Annotated in this window: 29 protein-coding genes; 18 read left to right on the top strand and 11 right to left on the bottom strand. The window is 32.4% G+C overall.

The window, feature by feature from the left end:
* Nucleotides 1-265 precede the first annotated feature (265 nt).
* Both NSED_RS05840 and NSED_RS05835 read left to right on the top strand, forming a co-directional pair.
* Nucleotides 266-652, top strand: a complete 387-nt coding sequence (locus tag NSED_RS05840) for a PAS domain-containing protein (RefSeq protein WP_014965328.1) — start codon at nucleotides 266-268, stop codon at nucleotides 650-652.
* A gap of 17 nt (nucleotides 653-669) precedes the next feature.
* On the top strand, nucleotides 670-1,383 hold the full coding sequence (locus NSED_RS05835; protein ID WP_014965327.1) for a sensor histidine kinase: 714 nt from the start codon (nucleotides 670-672) through the stop codon (nucleotides 1,381-1,383).
* A 174-nt stretch (nucleotides 1,384-1,557) separates the two neighbouring features.
* Here NSED_RS05835 and NSED_RS05830 read toward each other — a convergent pair whose 3' ends face one another.
* Nucleotides 1,558-2,043, bottom strand: coding sequence for an RDD family protein (locus tag NSED_RS05830; protein ID WP_014965326.1), 486 nt, complete (start codon nucleotides 2,041-2,043; stop codon nucleotides 1,558-1,560).
* 97 nt (nucleotides 2,044-2,140) lie between these two features.
* Between NSED_RS05830 and NSED_RS10970 the strand changes: the two genes are divergently transcribed.
* Together NSED_RS10970 and NSED_RS05825 are read left to right on the top strand one after the other, a co-directional pair.
* A complete protein-coding gene (locus tag NSED_RS10970) occupies nucleotides 2,141-2,272 on the top strand; it encodes a hypothetical protein (protein WP_016940296.1) in 132 nt (43 codons plus the stop codon).
* Nucleotides 2,273-2,312: 40 nt separating this feature from the next.
* On the top strand, nucleotides 2,313-3,146 hold the full coding sequence (locus tag NSED_RS05825) for a class I SAM-dependent methyltransferase (RefSeq protein WP_014965325.1): 834 nt from the start codon (nucleotides 2,313-2,315) through the stop codon (nucleotides 3,144-3,146).
* Here NSED_RS05825 and NSED_RS05820 read toward each other — a convergent pair whose 3' ends face one another.
* On the bottom strand, nucleotides 3,147-4,265 hold the full coding sequence (locus tag NSED_RS05820; RefSeq protein WP_232212400.1) for a hypothetical protein: 1,119 nt from the start codon (nucleotides 4,263-4,265) through the stop codon (nucleotides 3,147-3,149).
* A 127-nt stretch (nucleotides 4,266-4,392) separates the two neighbouring features.
* On the opposite strand from NSED_RS05820, the gene NSED_RS05815 reads away from it, so the two are divergent.
* The 3 genes from NSED_RS05815 (at nucleotide 4,393) to msrA (ending at nucleotide 6,370) form a co-directional block, all read left to right on the top strand.
* Nucleotides 4,393-4,770, top strand: a complete 378-nt coding sequence (locus NSED_RS05815) for a DUF6659 family protein (RefSeq protein ID WP_014965323.1) — start codon at nucleotides 4,393-4,395, stop codon at nucleotides 4,768-4,770.
* Nucleotides 4,771-4,867: 97 nt separating this feature from the next.
* Complete coding sequence (locus NSED_RS05810) at nucleotides 4,868-5,875, top strand: hypothetical protein (protein WP_016940298.1); 1,008 nt, start codon at nucleotides 4,868-4,870, stop codon at nucleotides 5,873-5,875.
* 39 nt (nucleotides 5,876-5,914) lie between these two features.
* The gene (gene msrA / locus NSED_RS05805; RefSeq protein ID WP_014965321.1) at nucleotides 5,915-6,370 is read left to right on the top strand and encodes a peptide-methionine (S)-S-oxide reductase MsrA; all 456 of its coding nucleotides are present in this window, start codon (nucleotides 5,915-5,917) and stop codon (nucleotides 6,368-6,370) included.
* A 1-nt stretch (nucleotide 6,371) separates the two neighbouring features.
* Here msrA and NSED_RS05800 read toward each other — a convergent pair whose 3' ends face one another.
* Nucleotides 6,372-6,803 carry a universal stress protein gene (locus NSED_RS05800; RefSeq protein WP_014965320.1) on the bottom strand — a complete coding sequence of 144 codons (432 nt, stop codon included), beginning with the start codon at nucleotides 6,801-6,803 and terminating at the stop codon, nucleotides 6,372-6,374.
* A 101-nt stretch (nucleotides 6,804-6,904) separates the two neighbouring features.
* On the opposite strand from NSED_RS05800, the gene NSED_RS05795 reads away from it, so the two are divergent.
* The 3 genes from NSED_RS05795 to NSED_RS05785 are packed head-to-tail and all read left to right on the top strand — an operon-like array spanning nucleotide 6,905 to nucleotide 8,602.
* Nucleotides 6,905-7,717 (top strand): alpha/beta fold hydrolase, encoded by an 813-nt coding sequence (locus tag NSED_RS05795; RefSeq protein WP_014965319.1) that lies wholly within the window; start codon nucleotides 6,905-6,907, stop codon nucleotides 7,715-7,717.
* Between the two features lie 35 nt (nucleotides 7,718-7,752).
* The gene (locus NSED_RS05790) at nucleotides 7,753-8,169 is read left to right on the top strand and encodes an AbrB/MazE/SpoVT family DNA-binding domain-containing protein (protein WP_026090109.1); all 417 of its coding nucleotides are present in this window, start codon (nucleotides 7,753-7,755) and stop codon (nucleotides 8,167-8,169) included.
* A gap of 4 nt (nucleotides 8,170-8,173) precedes the next feature.
* Nucleotides 8,174-8,602 (top strand): hypothetical protein, encoded by a 429-nt coding sequence (locus NSED_RS05785; protein ID WP_014965317.1) that lies wholly within the window; start codon nucleotides 8,174-8,176, stop codon nucleotides 8,600-8,602.
* A 29-nt stretch (nucleotides 8,603-8,631) separates the two neighbouring features.
* On the opposite strand, the gene phaC is transcribed toward NSED_RS05785, so the two are convergent.
* Both phaC and NSED_RS05775 read right to left on the bottom strand, forming a co-directional pair.
* On the bottom strand, nucleotides 8,632-9,696 hold the full coding sequence (gene phaC, locus NSED_RS05780) for a class III poly(R)-hydroxyalkanoic acid synthase subunit PhaC (protein ID WP_014965316.1): 1,065 nt from the start codon (nucleotides 9,694-9,696) through the stop codon (nucleotides 8,632-8,634).
* Nucleotides 9,689-10,264, bottom strand: coding sequence for a poly(R)-hydroxyalkanoic acid synthase subunit PhaE (locus tag NSED_RS05775; RefSeq protein WP_014965315.1), 576 nt, complete (start codon nucleotides 10,262-10,264; stop codon nucleotides 9,689-9,691). Before NSED_RS05775 ends, phaC begins: the two co-directional genes overlap by 8 nt.
* Nucleotides 10,265-10,317: 53 nt before the next feature.
* Between NSED_RS05775 and NSED_RS05770 the strand changes: the two genes are divergently transcribed.
* On the top strand, nucleotides 10,318-10,710 hold the full coding sequence (locus NSED_RS05770; protein ID WP_014965314.1) for a DUF6659 family protein: 393 nt from the start codon (nucleotides 10,318-10,320) through the stop codon (nucleotides 10,708-10,710).
* A gap of 38 nt (nucleotides 10,711-10,748) precedes the next feature.
* Complete coding sequence (locus NSED_RS05765; protein ID WP_014965313.1) at nucleotides 10,749-11,156, top strand: phosphoribosyltransferase; 408 nt, start codon at nucleotides 10,749-10,751, stop codon at nucleotides 11,154-11,156.
* Between the two features lie 11 nt (nucleotides 11,157-11,167).
* On the opposite strand, the gene NSED_RS05760 is transcribed toward NSED_RS05765, so the two are convergent.
* Together NSED_RS05760 and NSED_RS05755 are read right to left on the bottom strand one after the other, a co-directional pair.
* Nucleotides 11,168-12,079 (bottom strand): transcription initiation factor IIB, encoded by a 912-nt coding sequence (locus tag NSED_RS05760; protein ID WP_014965312.1) that lies wholly within the window; start codon nucleotides 12,077-12,079, stop codon nucleotides 11,168-11,170.
* A 120-nt stretch (nucleotides 12,080-12,199) separates the two neighbouring features.
* Nucleotides 12,200-13,630: a matrixin family metalloprotease gene (locus tag NSED_RS05755; RefSeq protein WP_014965311.1), complete on the bottom strand. Its 1,431-nt coding sequence runs from the start codon at nucleotides 13,628-13,630 to the stop codon at nucleotides 12,200-12,202.
* Between the two features lie 124 nt (nucleotides 13,631-13,754).
* On the opposite strand from NSED_RS05755, the gene NSED_RS05750 reads away from it, so the two are divergent.
* Nucleotides 13,755-14,096 carry a hypothetical protein gene (locus NSED_RS05750; RefSeq protein ID WP_014965310.1) on the top strand — a complete coding sequence of 114 codons (342 nt, stop codon included), beginning with the start codon at nucleotides 13,755-13,757 and terminating at the stop codon, nucleotides 14,094-14,096.
* Between the two features lie 2 nt (nucleotides 14,097-14,098).
* On the opposite strand, the gene NSED_RS05745 is transcribed toward NSED_RS05750, so the two are convergent.
* Nucleotides 14,099-15,106 carry a biotin--[acetyl-CoA-carboxylase] ligase gene (locus tag NSED_RS05745; protein ID WP_014965309.1) on the bottom strand — a complete coding sequence of 336 codons (1,008 nt, stop codon included), beginning with the start codon at nucleotides 15,104-15,106 and terminating at the stop codon, nucleotides 14,099-14,101.
* Between the two features lie 36 nt (nucleotides 15,107-15,142).
* Nucleotides 15,143-15,649 carry a winged helix-turn-helix transcriptional regulator gene (locus tag NSED_RS05740; RefSeq protein WP_014965308.1) on the bottom strand — a complete coding sequence of 169 codons (507 nt, stop codon included), beginning with the start codon at nucleotides 15,647-15,649 and terminating at the stop codon, nucleotides 15,143-15,145.
* A 79-nt stretch (nucleotides 15,650-15,728) separates the two neighbouring features.
* Here NSED_RS05740 and NSED_RS05735 point away from each other — a divergent pair, with 79 nt between their 5' ends.
* The 3 genes from NSED_RS05735 to NSED_RS05725 are packed head-to-tail and all read left to right on the top strand — an operon-like array spanning nucleotide 15,729 to nucleotide 17,759.
* Nucleotides 15,729-16,151 carry a CoA-binding protein gene (locus NSED_RS05735; protein WP_014965307.1) on the top strand — a complete coding sequence of 141 codons (423 nt, stop codon included), beginning with the start codon at nucleotides 15,729-15,731 and terminating at the stop codon, nucleotides 16,149-16,151.
* On the top strand, nucleotides 16,148-16,513 hold the full coding sequence (locus NSED_RS05730; protein ID WP_014965306.1) for a hypothetical protein: 366 nt from the start codon (nucleotides 16,148-16,150) through the stop codon (nucleotides 16,511-16,513). Before NSED_RS05735 ends, NSED_RS05730 begins: the two co-directional genes overlap by 4 nt.
* 34 nt (nucleotides 16,514-16,547) lie before the next feature.
* Nucleotides 16,548-17,759: a redox-regulated ATPase YchF gene (locus tag NSED_RS05725; RefSeq protein ID WP_014965305.1), complete on the top strand. Its 1,212-nt coding sequence runs from the start codon at nucleotides 16,548-16,550 to the stop codon at nucleotides 17,757-17,759.
* Nucleotides 17,760-17,928: 169 nt separating this feature from the next.
* On the opposite strand, the gene NSED_RS05715 is transcribed toward NSED_RS05725, so the two are convergent.
* Nucleotides 17,929-18,849 (bottom strand): transcription initiation factor IIB, encoded by a 921-nt coding sequence (locus tag NSED_RS05715; RefSeq protein WP_014965303.1) that lies wholly within the window; start codon nucleotides 18,847-18,849, stop codon nucleotides 17,929-17,931.
* Between the two features lie 149 nt (nucleotides 18,850-18,998).
* Here NSED_RS05715 and NSED_RS05710 point away from each other — a divergent pair, with 149 nt between their 5' ends.
* Nucleotides 18,999-19,358, top strand: a complete 360-nt coding sequence (locus tag NSED_RS05710) for a hypothetical protein (RefSeq protein WP_014965302.1) — start codon at nucleotides 18,999-19,001, stop codon at nucleotides 19,356-19,358.
* 8 nt (nucleotides 19,359-19,366) lie between these two features.
* On the opposite strand, the gene NSED_RS05705 is transcribed toward NSED_RS05710, so the two are convergent.
* Nucleotides 19,367-20,209, bottom strand: a complete 843-nt coding sequence (locus tag NSED_RS05705) for a cobalamin B12-binding domain-containing protein (RefSeq protein ID WP_014965301.1) — start codon at nucleotides 20,207-20,209, stop codon at nucleotides 19,367-19,369.
* 227 nt (nucleotides 20,210-20,436) lie between these two features.
* Between NSED_RS05705 and NSED_RS05695 the strand changes: the two genes are divergently transcribed.
* Nucleotides 20,437-21,816, top strand: a complete 1,380-nt coding sequence (locus NSED_RS05695; protein ID WP_048103514.1) for an NAD(P)H-binding protein — start codon at nucleotides 20,437-20,439, stop codon at nucleotides 21,814-21,816.
* Nucleotides 21,817-21,934: the final 118 nt, after the last annotated feature.

The following is a 21,934-nucleotide window of genomic DNA, read 5'->3' as shown; positions in this document are numbered from 1 at the left end:
GCCACTTACATAGAGACTATGCGCGATGATCATATTTCATATCATCAAGTGGATTACATAATACACGACTTGTACGATGATTTCATTTCAAATCATATATAGCGAAAGCTATTCATTTTTGATTTGATAATTAACTCCTAGCGTAAGCTGTGCAGTATAATTTTTTGAAATCCACCTAGTGAAAACTATGCACGACTATTTACTCTGTTATTGAGAATAACATACAACCACTTCTATTATATCGAATGAGAATTTAACTATGATAATGTCTACTTCTTTTGAAAATCTAAATATTGATTTTAGTGATTTTGAAGAAATCTTATTTGATCATTTTATTGTTGCAATCACTGATTTAGAAGGAACGATTATTTATGCAAACAAAAAATTCTGTAAACTTTCAAAATATTCAGAAGAAGAATTGATTGGACAAAATCACAGACTCATAAAATCCGATGAACATTCTGATGAGTTCTTTGCTGATATGTGGAATACTATTTCATCTGGTAAAATTTGGGATGGTGAAATTAAAAACCGCGCAAAAGACGGTTCATTCTATTGGCTAAAAACAACCATTATTCCTGTCTTTGATTCTGATAAAAATATTAAAAATTATGTTGCAATTAGAACCGACATTACTAAAGAAAAAAAGTAGAATCCAAACTTTTAGCATTGGAGAAAAAACTCCTTAAACAAAATGAAAATTTACTTTCTCAAGTTGAAAGTCAAAGCACTGATTTGGTCAAATCTGAACGATTGGCTACAATTGGAACTATGGCAAGTAGAATTGCACATGATTTGAAAAATCCTCTAACTATAATGCACACATATGCCGAAATGCTAACTCCTGAAATTCTGGCAAAACTCGAATCTAAAGATAAAGAAAAATGGCTTAGAATGCAAAATTCTATTTTTGATATGGAAAGAATTATTGAAGATGTTTTGGATTTTGCTAGAACTACTGAAATCAAAAAGAAACCTACCCCTTTTCAAAATATTCTAAAGTTGGCTATGAATCACGTAAAGTTCTCTTATGGTGTTGCTATCAATTTACCTGAAACAAATTTTACTATAAGATGTGATGCTAGAAAAATAGAGGGGGTATTATCAAATTTGCTTAATAATGCAGTACAAGCATTGGATGGTCAAGGCGAAGTTACTGTCACTACATCTGTTGATTCTAAATTTTTTATTATAAAAATTTCTGATTCTGGTCCCGGAATTCCTGAGAAAAACTTAGAAAAGATCTTCGAGCCTATGTTTACGACTAAAACCACTGGAACTGGCTTGGGCTTGGTAATTTGTAAAAGTATAGTTGAACAACACGGTGGCACTCTTTCTGTGAGTAACAAACCCACTACATTCACTGTCACTTTACCATTGTAGATGACTTTGGATTACAAATTCTATTCTTCTAATTCAATATCATTCTGAAGTTCTTTTGGTAATCCTATCCACCACTCATTTTGGTTTTCAGACATCAGACAAAATGATCTAAAGTTGCTAATAGATCTATTGCTTAATTCTTCAAAGTAATTATTCAACAAAATATGACAAAACTTAGTCTTTTACATATTTCACATCTGATGGGTCAGGATAATCTTTGATTTTTACAGTTACAGTGTCTCCTAATTTGTTGAAAATTCTCTGCCTTTTTTCATTTGTCAAAATCCATCCCAAAATAACATCAAATGGCAGTAGAAATGATTTTCCAAAACAACTTATCAGAATCCCTTTTAATTTTGGTTTTTCACCTGTGATATCCACAACTTTCAAATTGAGAATTTTTTTCCCAATTGTTTGACCTGTCTTGTATTCTAAAATTACCCAATAAATGAAAAATAAGATGCTAGTTGGAATATACTGTATATTTTCAGCCCATAGGCCATCTTCATCAAATTCATAATACGTTGACCCAAATGATAAAAAAATTATTGTTGTAGATATGCTTGAAATTATTATAAAATCAATTAACCATGCTAAAAATCGATCACTCCATTTTGCAAGTATAATTTTAGAATCTGATCCTTGCCTTTCATCACTCATATGGTGATTAGATATTTCAAATTAATAAAACATGTTAATCATTGGTTGACACAATTTACAACGCAGTTGATTTATTCTCTATTGGTGAGAACTATGTATGAAAGCAAAGTTTGCAACATCATGCACCTCTTGTGGTGATAAAATTCAACCTGGAAAAGAGATTGCAAAGAATAGAGATGAAAATTGGGTTCACAAACACTGTGTTGAGGATTCAGAAGGATTACCTTAGAAATTAATAGTCATATCTTTAAAATAATTTAGAATTATTTTTGATATCTATTAATCCTCTAGACTTATTTTTGTGGACATTTCGTAGAAATGAAAAAGATGTTGTGAATCTGTACACCTCCCTTTCCCCCGTCATGCAATTGGCTACTGGAGGATCTATGCTTAATTTTGGATATTGGTCACAAGATCATCCTGACCCAATTTCTGCACAAAAAAATCTCTGCCAAGTTTTTGCAGATCTAGCAGAACTATCTCCAGGAATGGATATCGTTGATGTTGGCAGTGGACTGTCTGCTCCATCTAAGTTGTGGAGGGATTCTTATTCTGATCTTAAATTGTATGATGTAAATATTAATTTCAAACAATTGGTCTTTTCTGGATCTCAAAAAAACATTGAATTTTTAAATTCCACTTCTACCAAATTACCTTTTCAAAACCATTCTGCTGATCGAGTTTTAGCATTAGAATCTGCACAGCATTTCAAACCTTTATCTGACTTTATTACAGAATCTAAAAGAATTCTGAAGCCTTCTGGATTGCTTGTTATTGCTATCCCTATAACCACCAAAAATGCTTCGTTCAGAGATTTGGGGCTTTTAAAATTTACATGGTCTTCTGAGCATTACAGTATGGATTATCTTAAAAATTTAATTTCATCTAATGGTTTTTCCATCTCTGAAGAAAAATTAATTGGTTCAAACGTTTACGATCCTCTTGCAAATTATTATTTAAAAAATAGAAATAAAATTAGGTATGCCATTTTGAAAAGTTATCCTTCATATGTTGAAAAAATTCTATTCAAGTCAATACAAAAAATGAAAAAAGCGTCTGAATCTAAAACAATTGATTATGCTCTGTTAAAATGTCATTTATGATTATACTCTTAGTATGTTTCGTGAAATCAAATTTTCCATAGCTCGCAAATATTCTGAATCTGAAATTTTTTCTTCTAATAGCCATTTTGTAGTTGTTTTCCACCATTTTGGAATTTCTGTATGATATGATTTACCATTATATTTTGTATCAAAGAAATTGGTATCTGTAATTTTTGTTTTATCTCCGACTGACAGAACTTCTGTTTCGTGAAATTCATACAAATAAACAAGCCCTGTATCTTTATCTATGATTTTGACATTTTGACCTGTAACATCACTAGCTAGCCATGATTGCTTTGTCCTGTTGTCTATCGTGTATGTGGTTTCAGTTATGATTTTCAAGTCTTTTGCAATGATGTCGTTTAATTTTATTGGCATTGGTATGACATACTCATAAAATTTACAACATTTCTCTGTCTTAATTAGTCCGTCCCAACCAAGATTCATCTGTGTTATGACAGTTCCATCTTTTGAAGTCTCTATGACTTTTAAAATTATTTCATCATCGCTAATTGAATATACTTCATGCTCTATTGTAAGAACGTCATTATACTTGTCAATATGAGAATATTTGATAAAATCCCCTTCATTAAAACATAATTTGCCTTGTTCACATTCTCTTTCTGTTGGTTCTGAAAGAAGAACTCCTGCATTAATCATGGTTCTAACACCGTATGCAAAGTCTGTATCTTGATTTACATTATCTACCCAAAGTTGAGCTTCTTTTTTAATCCAGTTGGGTATGACATTGGAATATTCCAAGTGCCTTTCTTTGATATAGCTTGAATCTCCTAAATATTTTTCAATTTCTGATATCAATACAATCTCTCTGGCAGGGTGTGTGCTATTCCATGCTATGTGATTGTATAAAATTACACATGCTCTGAGATTGGGAAAACTTGGATGTTGCTGAGATAAACTATCTACTCCTAGAAGTTGATATTCTTCATAAAAAAATTCACAGAATTTTAAAATGTCTTCTGTAGTGCTTACTCGAAAATTTGGATCATGTCCATAACTGTTTTGAAGACTAAAACTTGAGATTAATGCCACTACGATAATTCCAAAACATAGGATTTTCAATAATTCTATGGTTGGTGTTTTACTTATTAATTCCATGTGAAAATTTCTTAAATTCTGTGACCAATTTGGAACTGTACTGGAATCATGCATTCCTCTGATCTTTGTTCATTTTCTTCCTGAAATTGACTAGGTTTTTATTTTTGATATTTCAAATGTAGTCATTATGTCTGATGCTGCCTTGAAATTATATGGTGAAAAATGTAATCAACTACTCAATGAATCTGAGATTAGATTTGCAGGAATCGTTGATAAAGATGGTCAGCTAATAGCCGGTGGATTCAAAGAAGGTCTTGTGCCTCATGAAGGTGATGAAACCCGTTTACAGTCTTTTTTAGAATTTGTTTCAAAGGCATCTATAAGAAAAGAATATGATGAAAGTTTAGGCCCAATTAACTACCTTGCAGCTAGAAGAGATAAGGCCGTTTTAGTGAGTTTTCCTTTCCCAATCACCCAAATTCTGTTGTTAATTTCTGCGGAACCTTCTGCTAATATAGAAAGTTTGGCAAAAAAGGTTGTAGAAATTTTTACGGATGTTAACTAAGTATCTTTAAACAATCTTGCGAATTGTTTAATAATATCTTGAAAAATTGTCTTTAATTATGAATGTTCATTTTATCTTTATTTTCCTATTATGTATATTGCCATCATTTTTTGTTACTTCTTTTGCAAGTATTGATAATTTTACTACCGATAAAACATTATACAACACTGATGACTCTATAGTTATTTCTGGTAGTGTTGATTATGATCCTGATCTTTTTTCTATAATTGTCCAAATAATCACTCCTGATGGATCTGGTTTGGCTCATATTGATAGTATTATTCCAAACAATGATGGAACTTTCACAAAAATAATTAATGCTGGTGGTCCTACATGGTCTGAAAATGGATACTATACAATCAAACTTTCCTATGGTGGGAATTTGGAGAAATCTATAGAATATCAAAAATCTTCTGAATATGTTCCTCCTACATCAACACCAAGTACATCAACACCAAGTACATCAACACCAAGTACATCAACACCAAGTACATCAACACCAAGTACATCAACACCAAGTACAGAAATTAATGACTCGTTTACTGAGAATCCTAAAATGATACTTTTTGGGTATCCTGCTTTTGATAAATCTCCACAATATTATATTGACCGATACAATAATGAACCATCATACAAATCTTGGTTTGATAATCAATTCCCTTCGTATGATCTTAAACAAGTTGTAGGCTATCAATCGACACATGTGGAAAATTTTCCTGCTTTTGATAAATCTCCACAATATTATATTGACCGATACAATAATGAACCATCATACAAATCTTGGTTTGATTCACAATTTCCTGGAAAAACGATACATTCTATTTTAGGATTTTCTACATATGTTCCTGATTGGATCAAAGATTATGCAAGAAATTGGGCTATTGGGGAAATTTCTGATAATGAATTCATGATTGGATTGGATTTTATGATACAGAATAAAATTATTGTAATCTCAGATATTGATTCCTCTTCTTTTTCTACTGAAAATATTCCATCATGGTTTAGAAATACATCTCATTGGTGGGCTGCTGGATTGATATCCCAACAAGAATTTATCAATTCAATTAAATATCTAATCCAAGAAGATATTATTTTAATTAAATAACTTAGAATGCTTTTAATTTAGTTACACATAACTTATTTTATGAAAGCTACATTTGGTGCTGGATGTTTTTGGCATGTTGAAGATTTACTAAACAAAACAAAAGGTGTCAAATCTACTGCTGTGGGATATATTGGAGGCCAACTTCCAAATCCTACTTACGAAGAAGTATGTACTGACAAAACAGGTCATGCCGAAGCTGTAGAAGTAGAATATGATCCTAATGAAATTTCTTTTGAAGAACTTTTAGATGTATTTTGGTCCAATCATAACCCTACAACTTTAAATCGTCAAGGACCTGATGTTGGAAATCAGTATCGCTCTGCAATTTTTTATCATGATGAAAAACAAAAAGAGATTGCTGAGAATTCAAAACAATCTCTTGAAAAATCAGGAAAATATGATGATCCTATTGTCACTGAAATAGTTTCTGCTCCTACATTTTACAAGGCAGAAGAATACCACCAAAAATATTTCAAAAAACACGGCTTTTTTTAGATTACTTTACAATTACAACTGGAATCTTTGATGTATGTATAACATAATTTGAAACGCTTCCAAAGAACATCTCTTTTGCTGAACTTCTTCCACGAGACCCCATTACGATCATATCAAAATTGCCCTTGCCTTGTGCCAATTTAATGATATTGTATCCGATCTCTCCACTGGCAATTTTTTCATTAAAAACAATCCCGTTTTTGGCAGCTAAAATTTTAGCCTCCTCCATGAATTTCTTGACTTTGGCATTTAGACTTTTTTCTACTGAGCCTACTCCTCTGAATTCTGAGTGTGGCGGTGCATAAATTGAGTAAATTCCTGTAAGTGTGGCCCCACAACTCCTAGCTATTGTGATTGCCATTTCTAACCCTCTGATGGAATTTTCAGATCCATCTAATGGCACCAATATTTTTGAAATCTTCTTTTTGATCACAATTATCTTCTTAGGTTGATCCTAAAAAACATACTTCGACTCCTCAATCTTGGTTGTATTTTGTGTGACTGATCGTCGAATTAATGAAAACTTATCTAGTGATGGTAATTGTTGCTAAAATAGTGGAAGAGAAATTCCTTAAAATCGATGGCAACAAAATTCGATATTTAGAATCGGGCCATTCAAAAAAGACTGTTGTTCTACTTCATGGATTGGGGGCATCAGCTGAAAGATGGCTGAATGTACTTCCTTATTTTTCAAAAAACTATCACGTGATTGTTCCTGATTTGATAGGGTTTGGATTGAGTGACAAACCTCACATTGATTATACTCCTGAACTCTTTTCAGAATTTTTAGAAAAATTCTTTGCAAAAATAGGAATTGCCCATCTTAATCTGATTGGCTCTTCATTAGGTGGTCAAATTGCAGCAAACTACACTTCAACACATACTGATGAAATTGAAAAACTCATTCTTGTTTCTCCTGCAGGAGCTATGCAGCAATCTACTCCGGCTCTTGATGCATATGTTATGGCTGCGCTATACCCTAATGAAATAACTGCTAAAAATGCTTTTGAATTAATGGAAGGTTCTGGAGAAGAAGTTCCCCAAGAAATTATTACTGGTTTTGTTGAGCGAATGCAATTGCCCAATGCAAAACTGGCATTCATGTCTACTATTTTGGGTTTAAAAAATTCTAAACCTATTACTACCAAACTTGATTCAATTAAAACTCCAACTTTGATTATTTGGGGATCTGAAGATCCAGTTATTCCTATTGATTATGCTGATAGTTTTATTTCATCTATTCAAGATTGTCGATTTTTTAGAATGGATGGTTGTGGTCATACTCCCTATGTTCAAGAGCCTGAAATTTTTGCTACTAAAGCATTGGAATTTTTGAATGGCATTTAGATCCATTTAAATACTAATAATTCCAACTATTACCTATGAGTGGTAATCAAAACCTATACGACCCTTCTGAGATGTTCAAATCTTGGATTCAAAAAAGCGGACGCGCTCAAGCAGAATTTATCAAAAATTTTGGTTCTTTAATGACAAACCAATCTGGCCAAACATTCAATCCTTTGGAAACCCTCAAAGGAGTTTCTGAAAGTGCACGACAAACTCAATCTAATATGATGGACAACATGTCTTCCATGCAAAGTAAAAGCATGGATACTATGTTTAGCATCGGACAAATGCTTCCTTCCTTCATGAATTGGGGTGCTTACAAAACTACTATCAGTAGCAATGGCAGAATTTCAATTCCTGAAGCTGAACGTAATGCCCTCGGTTTAGGTGATGGTGATTTAGTTCAAGTCATTATTTTACCAATAGCCAAAAAACCAAAAATAAGGAGGTGAAACAATGAGTAAAAACGAAACAACACAAACAAATCCAAAAGATGTGTTTTCTGTATATCAAGAAAACGTTGACAAACTCTTCAACGGTATTAAACAATCAGTCCCACAATATCACCAGTCAATCACTAATGTACAACAGGAATACCTTCAAGCATATGAAAATGTAGTAGATTCAACTATCTCGCTGCAAAAAGAATATGTAAAGAAAGCAGGTATTGCAGCAAATATTCCTGAAGCAACATTAAAAATGATTAATGATACAACTGAAGAATTTGTAAAGGCAGCTTCTATACAAAACCAAGTGACCCTTGCAACTATTGATGCAACACAACAAAATATTAAAACGTTCAACGATAATGCAAAATCATTTGCTGACCTTAACAGAAACATTCTACAATCTTGGATTTCTTCATTCACTACAAAAACAAACTAGTGAATAACCATTTTTTATTTTTTATTTTTTTATGATCTTTCAGCTAACCATTTTCCTAGCTCAGGTAAAACTTTCTTCTGTGAAAGAGAACTGGCAATCATTCCAACATGTCCTGTTGGATACATTCGCAATGTTTTATCTTCACTTCCTATTGCGTAATGTAGTGGCATACTGCATTCTGGAGATACTAGATGATCTCCTACGGCAATTTGTGTAAATGTAGGCATGTCTATTTTCTTCAAATCTATGTGCTCTCCACCAACATACATCTTATTTTGAATTAACAAGTTGTCTTGATAGATGTCTTTAATCCACTGCTTGAATAATTCTCCTGGTATTGGAGGTGTATCTCCTAACCATTTCTCAACTCTGAGGAAATTATCTACAAATTTTTTGTTATCAATATTTTTGAAAAATTTAACATATTTTTCAATTCCTTGCTCGAATGGTTTTAGAACTGAAAAACAATAATACATGAATTCTGGAGGCATGTTCCCTATAGTTTCAACCATTTTATCAACATCCATGTGTTTTGCAAGATTACTGATTACTGTGGTATCTCTCCATCCGTCAATTACTGGAGCTGTTGCAATGTAATTTTTTACACTTTCTGGATGTAATGTTGTATATGCAGTTGCAATTGTCGCTCCAGTACAATAACCTTGTAATGAAATTTTTTCGTTAGATGATTCATTTTTAATATATTCTACAGCAGAATCCAAATACCCGTTAACATAATCATCAAAATCAAGATATTTGTCCATGCTGGTTGGAGTTCCCCAGTCTAACATGTATACATCAAAACCTTGTTGAAGAAGATTTCTTACCCAACTTTTTTCTGGTTGAATGTCTAGTATGTGATATCTGTTAATTAATGCATATGATATTAGAAGAGGTGTTTTGTGTTGTTTTTCTGTAAGTGGTCTGTAACGTATTAATCTTGTTTTGTCTAACTCATGAACTATATCGTGTGGTGTCACTTCTAAAGTTATTTCATCTGGTGCTGAAACTAATTTAGGTGCATCCATAACATTTTTACTGAATTTTAAAACTTCTTCAATAATTTTTGGATCTATTCTTGATTCATTATGCATTTTTTTTCACCTCTTTTTTCTTTAATTGTAATTCTAGTTTGCCTACTCTTTTTTTAAGAGAATGAAGTTCTTTGTAAACTTCGTCAATTTCTTCTTTACTTGGAAGATTGACTGATTGCAAAACTACATTTGTAATGTTATTCCAATGTTTCGTCAATTCCAATTCTTTTGAAACAAGTTTTCCATAGTTTTCTCCGAATTTTTTGGAATCAAACAATTCTGTAAAATCGTTATCAAAAATATCTATCCATATTCTCTTGAATGCTTCTATCTGTTCGACATCCTGTGGAACTTCTGGGGCTTTTAGATTTACTTTCTTTTGAGCCTCTTCCCATGCACTTGCAAGTTGTTTATAATATTCTGTAAGATATTGATTAAATCCCATCAAATCTTCATTTATCTCAATTAGTTCTGTGGTTATTTTTTTAGAATTTGCAGCAAATGCTCTCATTGGACCTGTTGATGCTAATGCTTGTGGTTTGCTTGACATCAGATGTATAAGATCTGTCCAAAATAGTGACAAATGCTTGTAATAATCTGTAATTTCTTTTGGTGAATTTGGTTGCACAGATATCTATAATTACAGATCGCAATAAATAGTTCGATTACTAAATTAGACTAATGGATAATGTTGATGAGCTTGAAAAAATATGCCAGAAAATTATTCAATTAGATCCAAAAATGCGTTCAGCTAGGCTCATCAATAGTAGAGGGCATCTTACAGCAGGTGGGATGAGAGATGGAGTATTTTCATTAGAGGACCAGAAACAGGATGAAATGATGTTCATGGAACTTGCCTTGCGAGTTAGAATGAGACATGAATTTGATGCTGAATTTGGAGAAGTTCATTTTTCAATGTCTTATCGAGACAAAGTAATTGTAATGAGCTTCCCTCTGAGTAATGATGATGTTTTGTTGTTATCTTGTGAAAAAGAAATTGATTTTGGAAAATTACCATTTAAAGTTCTTAAAATAATCAAACCTCTAAAAAAATCTCCTACGAAGACATTTTAATCATAACAACTTAATTCTGTCAATTCTGTTAATCAACCATGTCTACACAAAATGTAAGTTGGAATGAAATTGAATCCCTTGTTGAAATCCTTTCTAAAAAAGTTTTAAAATTGCCCCGAACTTTCTCTAGTATAACTACTCTTAGCAGAGGCGGGTTGGTTCCTTCACGCTTACTTGCAGACCATCTTGGCATAAAGAAAATTTATGTTGATAAAAAGAAAATTTCTTCAAACTCCTTGTTTGTTGATGATATATTTGATACTGGAGATACATTTAATGAAGTTATGCCTAGGATAGATGACTCTTCAAAATTAGTTTTTGCTACTTTATTTGCAAGACGTGGAAAAAAATATCCTAAACAGCTTGTTTATGCTAAAAAAACAAATAACAATGCATATGTTATTTTCCCTTGGGATAAATTAGAATTTCACAGATCTAAAAAATAGTATTCATGCTCCTAGTCATTGAGCATTTTTCTTAATCCTGAACATCTATTCCTAATTGTCACTTCGGTAACTCCTGATGCAATTGAGATGTCTTTTTGTGATTTGACTTCACCTGTACTAATACATGCAAGATAAAGCGCAGCTGCTGCAATACCCATTGGGTCTTTTCCTGCAACCATGCCTATCTCTTTTGCTTGATTAAGAATTGCTATTGCTTTACGTTTGCTTTTTTCACTTAGCTCTGCAATGCTTGCAATTCTTGATACTCCTTTTACAGGATCAACAACTGGCATCTTTAATTCTAATTCTCTAAAAATTAATCTATAACATCTTGCCACATCTTTTCTTCTAATGTTTATTCCCTTTGCAATATCGTCCAATGTTCTTGGTGTTTCTGTATTTCTACATGATGCATAAAGACATGCTGCAACCAATCCTTGAATTGAGCGACCTCTGACTAATTTTTTTTCCATAGCTTTTCTGTAAATGTAAGCTGCTTTCTCAATTACTGCATCCGTTAAAGCAAGTTTGTCTTTTAGTTTGTCCATTTCATTAAGTGCTTGCCTCAAATTTCTATCTGCAGAAGAATGTGCTTGACTTCTACTATCCCATGTTCTTAATCTTTCAATTGAACTCTTTACACTTGCAGATAGGGGTTTTCCAGTTGCATCTTTGTTTGCTGCACCAATAACTGTAGATAGCCCCATGTCATGCATTGTAAGGGATGTTCCAGCTCCTGTTCTTGCTTTATTCCCTTCTTCATTTGAAAAGGAACGCCACTCGGCACCTGTATCTGCAATCTTGTCTGTTACAACCAATCCACATTTACTACAGAATAGTTCTCCCGTGGTTTGGTCTGTAACCATTTTTTTATCTCCACAGGATGGACATTTTGGCCCTGCAATCATTTGATTTTTAAGCATAATGCTAATATTTGCAAAAATGCCTTATTATCCATTTTACACAATATCTGCAGGTTAATTGTATGTAGGTTGAGCTAATCCTCATTCCAATGTTTTAGAATATGTATTGATTTTTTGATTTTAATTTAGTAAACAGTATGCATATGATGGAGTGAATGATGAATACATTATATTATTTTCATCATTGCTATGTTTCCAACCAAGTGAATGTCCTAATTCATGTGTCATTATAGTTGCAACACTATTAACATCATATAGTTGAAATCTTCCATCACAATTATAATCTCCCAATGCAACTTCTACTACGCCTTTTCCAAGATGTGCATGGCCTAACACTCCATCTCCTATGTCGCGAACAACCCATGTTACCCAAACATTAGCTTCCTGTTTTTGGTTTGTGACTTCAAATTTAGCTATTGTTTTTTTGTTTTCTAGTGGTACTCCTATAGGTTCCCAAAATCTGAAAGAATCTTCTAATGTGCTGATATGATCTAATGGTAATCCTGATGGTTGCTCATTAACAAATACTTTGTAATGAATAATGTAAACATCATTTTCTATATGATAAGTTGGATCTGGAAATCTATCTGATGCTCTTTTGACCTCTTCTTCAAAATTCCATTTTACATAATCTCTGAGAAATTTTTTTATGACATCCTGACTAGGATTGGGATATTCTATGTATCTTTTCTCTTTGATAATGTTATTTGAGATATCTCTTAGATATTTTTCAAATAAATAAAATTCATAATCTAACTCTTCTTGAGATTTTTGTGGATAGTTTTCAATATTGACTGAAATAATTCCATTTTGAATCAAGTATTGTATTCCTAAAACAAATGCTCCTTCATCTATTGAGCCATCAGCCCACCATCCTGCATTATTTTTTACCCATTCCGGGATTTTTTCATCAGATTTACTTTGCGCCTCTACTGGTGGAATTTGAATAATTTTCTTCTCGATTAAATAAATTAATGCTGAATTGAATTCTGAATCTTCTATACTTCCTTCTGACCACCATTTGGCAATTGGCATTACCCATTCTGGAATTGATGTGATTTCTTCTAACTGTTTTGGTTTTTCTGTTGGTGTATAAGGATATTTTGAAATTACTTTGTTGATAAAATCTCTATAATTGTTAATTACAATACTATTTGGTTTTTCTTTAGATGCTTTTTCAAAATATGATAGTGATTCATGATATTCTCCCAAATTTCCAAAACCCACCCCCATACCTGTTAAAGAAATAACATCATTTGGTTTGTGTTGTAATATTTTGAAGAATTGTTTTAGTGAATTGGTATGCTGATCAAGATTACTTTGAGCAATCCCCTTCATTTTTAATGTGGAGATGTTGTTTGGGATAATTTCTAATATTTCATCATAAATGGCAATTGCTTCTTTGTATTCCCCTTTGACAAAATGTTCTTTTGCTGAATTAAACATTGTTTCTGGATTTTCATTACTCTGAGCAAATGCATTTTGCGAAAGCAGTATCACACTAAACAAAATCAGAAACAAAAAACAAATTTTCATTCTATATTTTTCCATATGTTGATTTTGTTTATACTTTATTTCTAATTTGTACTATCCCAATGCGTACTTTTAGATGAAATATTTGAATCGTTCACGTATTAGAAAATCTTTAATTGATTAATGATTACGTGGTTTTGTATTGACAAATATTGGTACTGGGGAAATCATTTACGAATTACGAAAAAAGATTCAGGAGATACAAATGAGCCTAGATCAATTGGGCGACCCTTCTGCTGATATGCCTGAAATGATTCAGTCTGCCAATTTACTGCGTTCAAATGAATACCTTTCAAAAGCCAATGAAAAGAAATCTGAATTGATAATTGCATATGGGCAATATTCTGCAGCCCTTGAAGAATTACTTTCATCTGTTTTTGATATTCAAAAAGATCTCAAAGAAATTCTAAAAGAACAATCTTCACTAATTGCCGATTCCCCAAAAAAAGCCACAAAATCTAAAACAAAAACAAAGAAAAAATAATTTTATTTTGATACATGCGTGATATCTCCTGCTATGACTTTGTGCGATTTGCCATTCTCTGCTATAATTAACGCTCCGTCTTCATCAATTTTGATTGCCTTACCTTTGATTTTTCCACCAATTGTATCTAACTCCACATTTTTTCCTATGGTTGATGATCTTACTGTCCATTCAGAAATAATTTTCTTTGTTTGTTTTGAATTCAATAATTTGTATATTTTTTCTAATTCTAACAAAAACGATTGAACAAGTTGCACTGGCTTAACTTTTTGTTTTTGACCGTTCAACGATGCTATTCCATAAAAATTGGGAGTTTCTTTTAGTACTTTTTCAATTTGTTTTACATTGACACCAAAATTAATTCCAACTCCTAACACCAAGTTTTCAATCTTGTTTGATTCCAATGATGCATCTACTAACATCCCTGCCACCTTTTTGCCTTTAATGGTTAAATCATTAGGCCATTTTAATTCAGGCTTGATTGAAAATGTTTTTTCTATTGCAATTGACAATGCAAGTGCAGATGCTATTGGAAATAATGTTGTAATCGAAATATCAAATTTTGGTTGAAAAATTATTGAAATCCATATTCCTCCTTTAGGCGAAATCCATTTCCTGCCAGATCTTCCACGACCCCCTGTTTGTTTTGACGCAACTATTACTGCCCCTTCATTTGCAGGGTCGCTTGCCATCTTTAATGCCTGATTTTGAGTTGAATCTATTGAATCAAAATAATATGCTTGTTGCCCAATAACCTTCGTTTTTAAATTTGAAGTGATTTCCCATGGTAATAATAATTCTGAATTTGAAATTAACTTGTATCCTAATTTTTGTTTTGATTCGACAACGTATCCTAACTCTTGAATTTTTTTGATATGTTTCCATACTGCCACTCTGCTTATTCGTAACACGTCACTCAAATCCTGCCCTGAGAGATATTCTGTATTGTGAGTTTGTAAAAATGTCAATACTTTGACTAATCCTGGATTATCAAATGAATTGTAAATCAACTATGGTTTGTTTTTGTTTCAAGTATAAAACACAAACTAGAATCCTATATCAAAATCAAATCCGCCATCATCCATTCCGCCATCATCCATGCCTCCATCTGCTGTGTCTGGTAAATTTTCAGGTGCAACATAATCTGACATTGCCATACCCATCATGCTAAACATCATCGAAAACATCATCATATCCATTATCCCAAAAAACATCATTGATGGGATGAATGATTTGTTATTTTCCATCTCTTGTTTTAGCTTCTCTTTGTCTCCTGATTTGTATAATAATGACATTTGATTCCATTTTGTTTGCAATTCATGAACTCTTTCATCTAATTCTTTGGTGCCTTTTTCCGTAGTAGTGATCTCTATTTTTGTTCCAAACCATCCTTTTTTTTCTTTGGCTTGTATGAATCCCCTCTTTTCTAATTGCTCTAAAATTGAATTCAATTCCTCTGGTTCAATCTTGGTCATTTTTTGAATCTTTTCAAATTTTTTCATTCCATGTTTTATTGCTCCTAACACTATGAGATCCTTTGGCTCTGATTCCATAGCAACTAACTGTAATCACTGATAAAAAAATTCTTTGATTGAGTGACTAAAATTCAAAAATTATATTCTTGATGATTAAATGATCTTTGTGGAGCAAGATCCTTCTTCGGATGAACAAATTCGTGAAATTCTTTCATTAAACAAAATAGCAGTAGTTGGAATGTCTAAAAATTCTTCAAAAGCCGCACACTATGTGCCCAAATATCTGTCTGATAATGGATATGATGTTACTCCTGTAAATCCAACTGCCGATGAAATATTGGGGAAAAAATGCTATAGCTCACTTTCTGAAATTGATGGAGAAATTGATGTTGTTGATATCTTTAGACCCTCTGATCAGGTATTGCCTGTGGTACAAGAAGCAATAAAGAAAAAACCTAAGGTAATTTGGCTTCAAGAGGGTATTCATAATTCTGAAGCTGAAGATTTGGCAAAAAAAGCTGGCATCAAAGTGGTTTTTAATCGATGCATGTTGGCTGAACATCAGAGATTGTCCAAATGACTGACTTTGAAAATTTTTATCATGATTTATTGGAATTTGTTAAAAAATATGAAGATCAAAACATTCCTCTAAAAATAGAAAAGGATCTTGAAAATGATATTGTCAAAATATTTGGTGAACAAATTTCTTCTTTGGCCAGAGCACAAAATGGTCTTAATGATGTGACCGAACTTGCATATACTACCGCTGAACATCATCCCTTTTGGAACTTAATCTACAATTGCTCCGAAATTACAAATAGTGTTTTGGAAAAATGGACCTCGTCTCTTTCTGAAGAAGATATTTCTGATATTGAATGGGCCATCAAAGAATTGAATCAAACATTGGAAAAAATTAAAAAACAAAAACCTTCCACTTGCTAGGCAGAGATAAATATTCTGAACTAGTAATCTTCTCATGCCTATCAGGATTGGATTAATTGGCAAAACTAACACTGGAAAGACTACCTTCTTTAATTCTGCCACTTTATCTTCTGAAGAAATATCTTCATATCCATTTACTACAAAATCTCCAGTATCAGGTGTTGCACATGCAATTACTTTGTGTGTTCATCCTGAATTCAAAATTCAAGACAACCCAAATAATTCAAAATGTCTTGATGGTTGGAGATACATCCCTATAGAACTAATTGACTTGCCTGGTCTGATAAAAGATGCTTGGAAAGGGAAAGGTCTTGGAAATCAATTCTTGTCTATTGCTGCACAATCCGATGCATTACTACATGTTGTTGATGCTTCTGGTGGAATTGACTCTGCTGGAAAAATAACTGAAGTTGGAAGTGGAGATCCAATATCTGATTTTGCAGATATTGAGGAAGAATTAATCATGTGGTATCATAAAATTTTAGAAGGAAACCGGGACAAAGTTTCAAAATTAATTAAAACCGGCACTGATGTTCTGGATGCTATCACTGATCTTTATCGTGGTATTGGAGTTACTAAAACACACGTAAAAGACACTTTTCATGTAACGAATCTTGAAGAAAAAGATTTTGATGATTTTGACATGGTTGATAGCAAAAAGTTTGCATCTTATTTACGCAAAATTTCAAAACCTACTTTGATTGTTGCAAATAAAGTTGATGTTGTTGGTGCTGACAAAAACTTTGCAAGATTAAGAGAACGATACAATGACTCTATAGTAATTCCTGTTAGTGGTGATAGTGAATTTGTACTGAGACGTGCCGAACAAAAAGGATTAATTAAATATTCTCCAGGATCTGAAACATTTGAAATTTTAAAACCTGATGAATTAAATGAAAAACAAATCAACGCACTTAATTTTATCAAAAAAGAGATTATGGGGGAATACATGAGAACAGGCGTTCAATTTGCTCTTAATGTTGCAGTGTTCAAACTGTTAAAAATGAATTCTATCTATCCTGTAGCTGATGAAAAGAACATGGCTGATAAAAAAGGAAGAATATTGCCTGACCTTATTTTGTTAAAAGATGGTGCAACTATCAATGATCTTGCTAATGAAATTCATTCTGATTTAACAAAAGGCTTACTTTATGGTAAAGATTTGCGATATAACTTGAGATTGCCTGTTGATTATCAACTAAGAGATAGAGATGTGGTTTCTCTAGTCAGTGCAAATAAAAAATAATCACTCTCGTTTCTTACTTCTCGGTTTTGTTCTTAGTACTGCTTTACAGCAAATACAGCGTGTTTCATCTACTTTTAAAAACAAACCACAAAAAGTACATCTTTTTTGCCCAATTTCATACCTGATCTTATTTGGCACTGACTCTGCTTTGTGCATTTGACAAATACCTCTACAAGTTCTTCCCATTAATTTCACCTCCTACTTTTTCTTTAATTTCATTTGTTATGTTTCTGATTGTAACTGCACTTATTCCAGAAATTTTTGCAATTTTCAACTGAGTGACTTTTTCTTTATTCATCAATGATGCTAAATTAATGGCGGCCGCTACCATTGCCATTGGATTTTTACTTGTAGATACTTTTTCTTTCATGGATATATGCAATATTTTAAATGCCAATCTTTCAGTTTTTTCTGAAATTTGAACTGCCTTGGACACCCTATTGACAAATTCGATTGGACTGTAAGCTTCTGGATACAAATCCAATTCTTTTACAAGAAATCTGTAAATTCTTTGCAAATTTTTCTTCTTTATGTTTCCTGCATTTGCTATATCCTGTAACGTTCTTGGCGTGTCTGTTAATCTACATGTGATGTAAACTGTTGCACATAACATAGATGCGGTGGATCTTCCTGCTAGTATTTTTTTTGCTGCAATTTTTCTAAACAAATAAGCCGTTTCCTCAACTACTGATTCAGGTAATGCTAATTTTGAACTAATTCCATCTAGCAATGTAAATGCTTTCTGAAATGATTTAATTGATATTGCCGAACGACTATTCCTATCCCACATCCTCAAACGATAAAACATTCTTTTATTTTCATTTGATAGTGATTTTCCTGTCGCATCTTTATCTTGAGATTCCATTATTGTAGATAATCCTCTATCTGCCATCTTCAATGATGTTTTCATTCCTACTCTGGAATTAGTTTGATATTCTTCTCCGGTGAGACCTATTGCTTCTGTACTTGTATCCACTGCTTTTTCTAGTGAAACTACCCCGCAATTACTACATGCTATTTCCCCCGTGTATGTATCAGTAATTATTTTATTTTTTTTACAATTTTTTTGATGTATTAATTCCGCCAACATACTATGATGTTGATTTTAAATTATTTAAGAAACTAACATTCTAAAATCTAGTGCTAATTATGGCTACTTTTTTGAGATGTTACGGTATTGTTGGCACTAGTATTTTTTTTGTATTTGATAAATATAATGGATTAAAAATGAAATTGTAAATGCCTCACATTTCTTTAGATAGGAAAATTGATCTATTTGATTTTGCCAAATCTTTTTCTTCTGTATTTGAAAAATCCCCCCTGATAAAAATTTCGACGATATATGTGGAAAAAAATGGATTTAACGCATTATTACCTGCAGTTATAATTGATGAAAAACATCAAGAGTTTTTAATTGAGATATCTACAACTCTAAAAAAAACTACTATCCGCTTATTCCCGATGACTGATCCTGTTAAGACAAATGCAGTTAAATCTTCTTTAGTAAAAATTTACCATCAAATTAAAAAACACTTTCCTGATATTTCTATTTCAAAAACAAACTTGTTAGAATATTTGGAATCGGATTTGACCTCTTGAAATCTTAATTATGCACTTCGTATAATTTTTGGAATCTCTTCTAATTTTACATCTAATACTATTTTGGCATCAATTTTTGGGATTTTTTTAGATTGCATGGCACACCCTCCAATTAAAATTGGAATGTTATGTTTTTCTTTGATCTTTTTTACTAGTCTTTGACCTGCAGAAAGATTATCTTGTAATGTTATTGAGATCAGTACTATGTCGGGATTATTATTTTCAATAAAACTTATGATTGATTCTGTTGGGATAGAAGTCCCAATATTGTAAACTTTGAATCGTTTTATTGAAAGATATGTTTCCAATACGTCGCATCCTAAATGATGTTCTTCTCCTAATGGAACGCATATTAGCACTTTTTTCTTGTTTGCTGTTCCTGAAACTTTATCCATGATAATTTTGACTAGGGTCTGGGCAATGTTACTGGCTACATGCTCTGTTGCTATACTTATTTTGTTACTGGCCCAATCTTCGCCAATATCATACATAACTGGTTTTAGGATTTTATCAAAAAAATCTGCTTCATTAAAAATTTTAACATATTCTTCGTAAATTTTAACAGATTCTTCGATATTCCCCTCAGTTAATTTTTTGTATAGTCGTTTCTTTGATTTTCTTGTTGCCTCTTCTCTTTTTTTGATGTCTTTTGGATTATGTGATGCAAGAATTGACAACACTTTGGGGTCGTTTCTGTATTCTATTGGTATATCGTCTTTTACTACATCTGATGCCTTTCCAAGATACTTTACAATCTCTTGTCTAGATGTGCTTTTTTTTGAATCCCATATGCTTTTAACGAGATAAAGATACTGATCTGATTTTACTTTCTTGGCTCTGATGTAGACCATACTTTTCTTTTGGCAACTGCTATTTAACTAGTGCTAATTAAAATGTATAGTGCTAAATTATCACTTACACTTTTTTATAATTGAATTTTTTTGGCGGTGTTTTAGAACTAGTAAAATAAATTATCACTAGTTTAAATAATTTAATTGTTAAAGAAAATTTGATTGAAATATGTTTGTCAATATTGAAAAAATCTTTTCTGTATTGACATTGAAGAGAGGTTCTGTTAATGGATAAGATAATTTTATCTAAAACTATTCCACAATCATCTCCTTTTTCAATTATGGTTACTGGTTCCACTGGTTTTATTGGCTCTAGATTGATATCATTACTCGCTTCTAATGGATATACTGTTACTGGATTGAGTAGAAGAAAATTAGATATTACAAACAATGTAAAATATGTACAAGCTGATGTGTTTGACAATGATCAACTATGTCAAGCAATGAAAGGAATCGAAATCGCATTTTATTTACTTCATTCTATGGAAGGAACTAAAGATCAATGGCAAGAGTTTGCATCTAGAGAAAGAATTCAGGCTCAAAATTTCCTCCAAGCTGCTACAAAGGCCGGAGTAAAAAGAATCATTTACTTGGGCGGATTGGTCAATGACAGTTTGGATTTATCACCTCATATGAGGAGTCGCAAAGAAGTTGGTGAGATTCTTGCATCTGGCAACATTCCTGTAACTGAGTTTCGTGCATCCTTGATAATTGGTGCACAAGGTGGCTCTTATGCAATGCTCCGTTATCTTGTGGAGCGATTACGGATAATGGTTTGTCCTTCTTGGGTAAAATCTCTAGCTCAACCAATTGCTGTAGATGATGTAATTTTCTATTTGGCAGAATCTCTTTCAAAGCCTGAAACCGTGGGCCAAATATTTGAAATTGGAGGTCCTGATAAAATCACTTATGAGGAATTGATGAGAATCTATGCTGCATATTTGAACAAAAATTTATTCGTTTTACAAATTCCATTTTTAACTACTCGGCTTTCATCTTACTGGGTTGATCTGATTACTCCTGTGAAAGCCTCTCTTGCAAGACCTCTCATTGATAGTCTTGTACATGACACTGTTGTCACTGATGATAAAATTACTCAAATTATTCCTCTAAAATTAAAATCTGTAAGAGAATCAATTGACATTGCTACAAAAGAAATGGAATCTTCCCCTCCAAAATCTGAATTAAAAGAAGAAAAATCTGGTTTTAAAATCAATCAAAACGTCATCCAAATTTCATTATTTGCATTGGCCGTCATTGGAACATCATACTATTGGTTAGATGATAGACCTGAAGTTTATCAAACTCTTTGGTTACTGGGTTCATCTGTATGGTATGTTGCTATTTTCATGTCAATATTATTAATTCGAAATAAAACCCGCTTAGGATATTTTATTGCAGGAATGATTTCTTGGGTGACTCTGGCATTTTGGTTATTTGATGACTTTTATGTCGTTTTTGAAACTTCCTTGATTGCATCGCAACCAAATGAATTGATGACTATTCGAAATTTTATTGGTATTGCAGTTGCATCAATCACTGTCATTGCATCTCATAACTTGTTTCATAAGGTGATAGATTATCAGTACAAAGGAAGACCTATCTAGATTGGTCTTTTTAGGCTATTTTTTTGATTTTTAACATAATTTCATTAGTCATTTTTAACAAATCGTTGATGTTGCTATCTCCTGCAAAATTTCTTGTCATACATGTTTACCTTGAAAA

This window comes from Candidatus Nitrosopumilus sediminis, from assembly GCF_000299395.1.
Lineage (GTDB): Archaea > Thermoproteota > Nitrososphaeria > Nitrososphaerales > Nitrosopumilaceae > Nitrosopumilus > Nitrosopumilus sediminis.
Note: the sequence above shows the minus strand (reverse complement) of the source record. Positions and strands in the feature narration are given on the sequence as shown.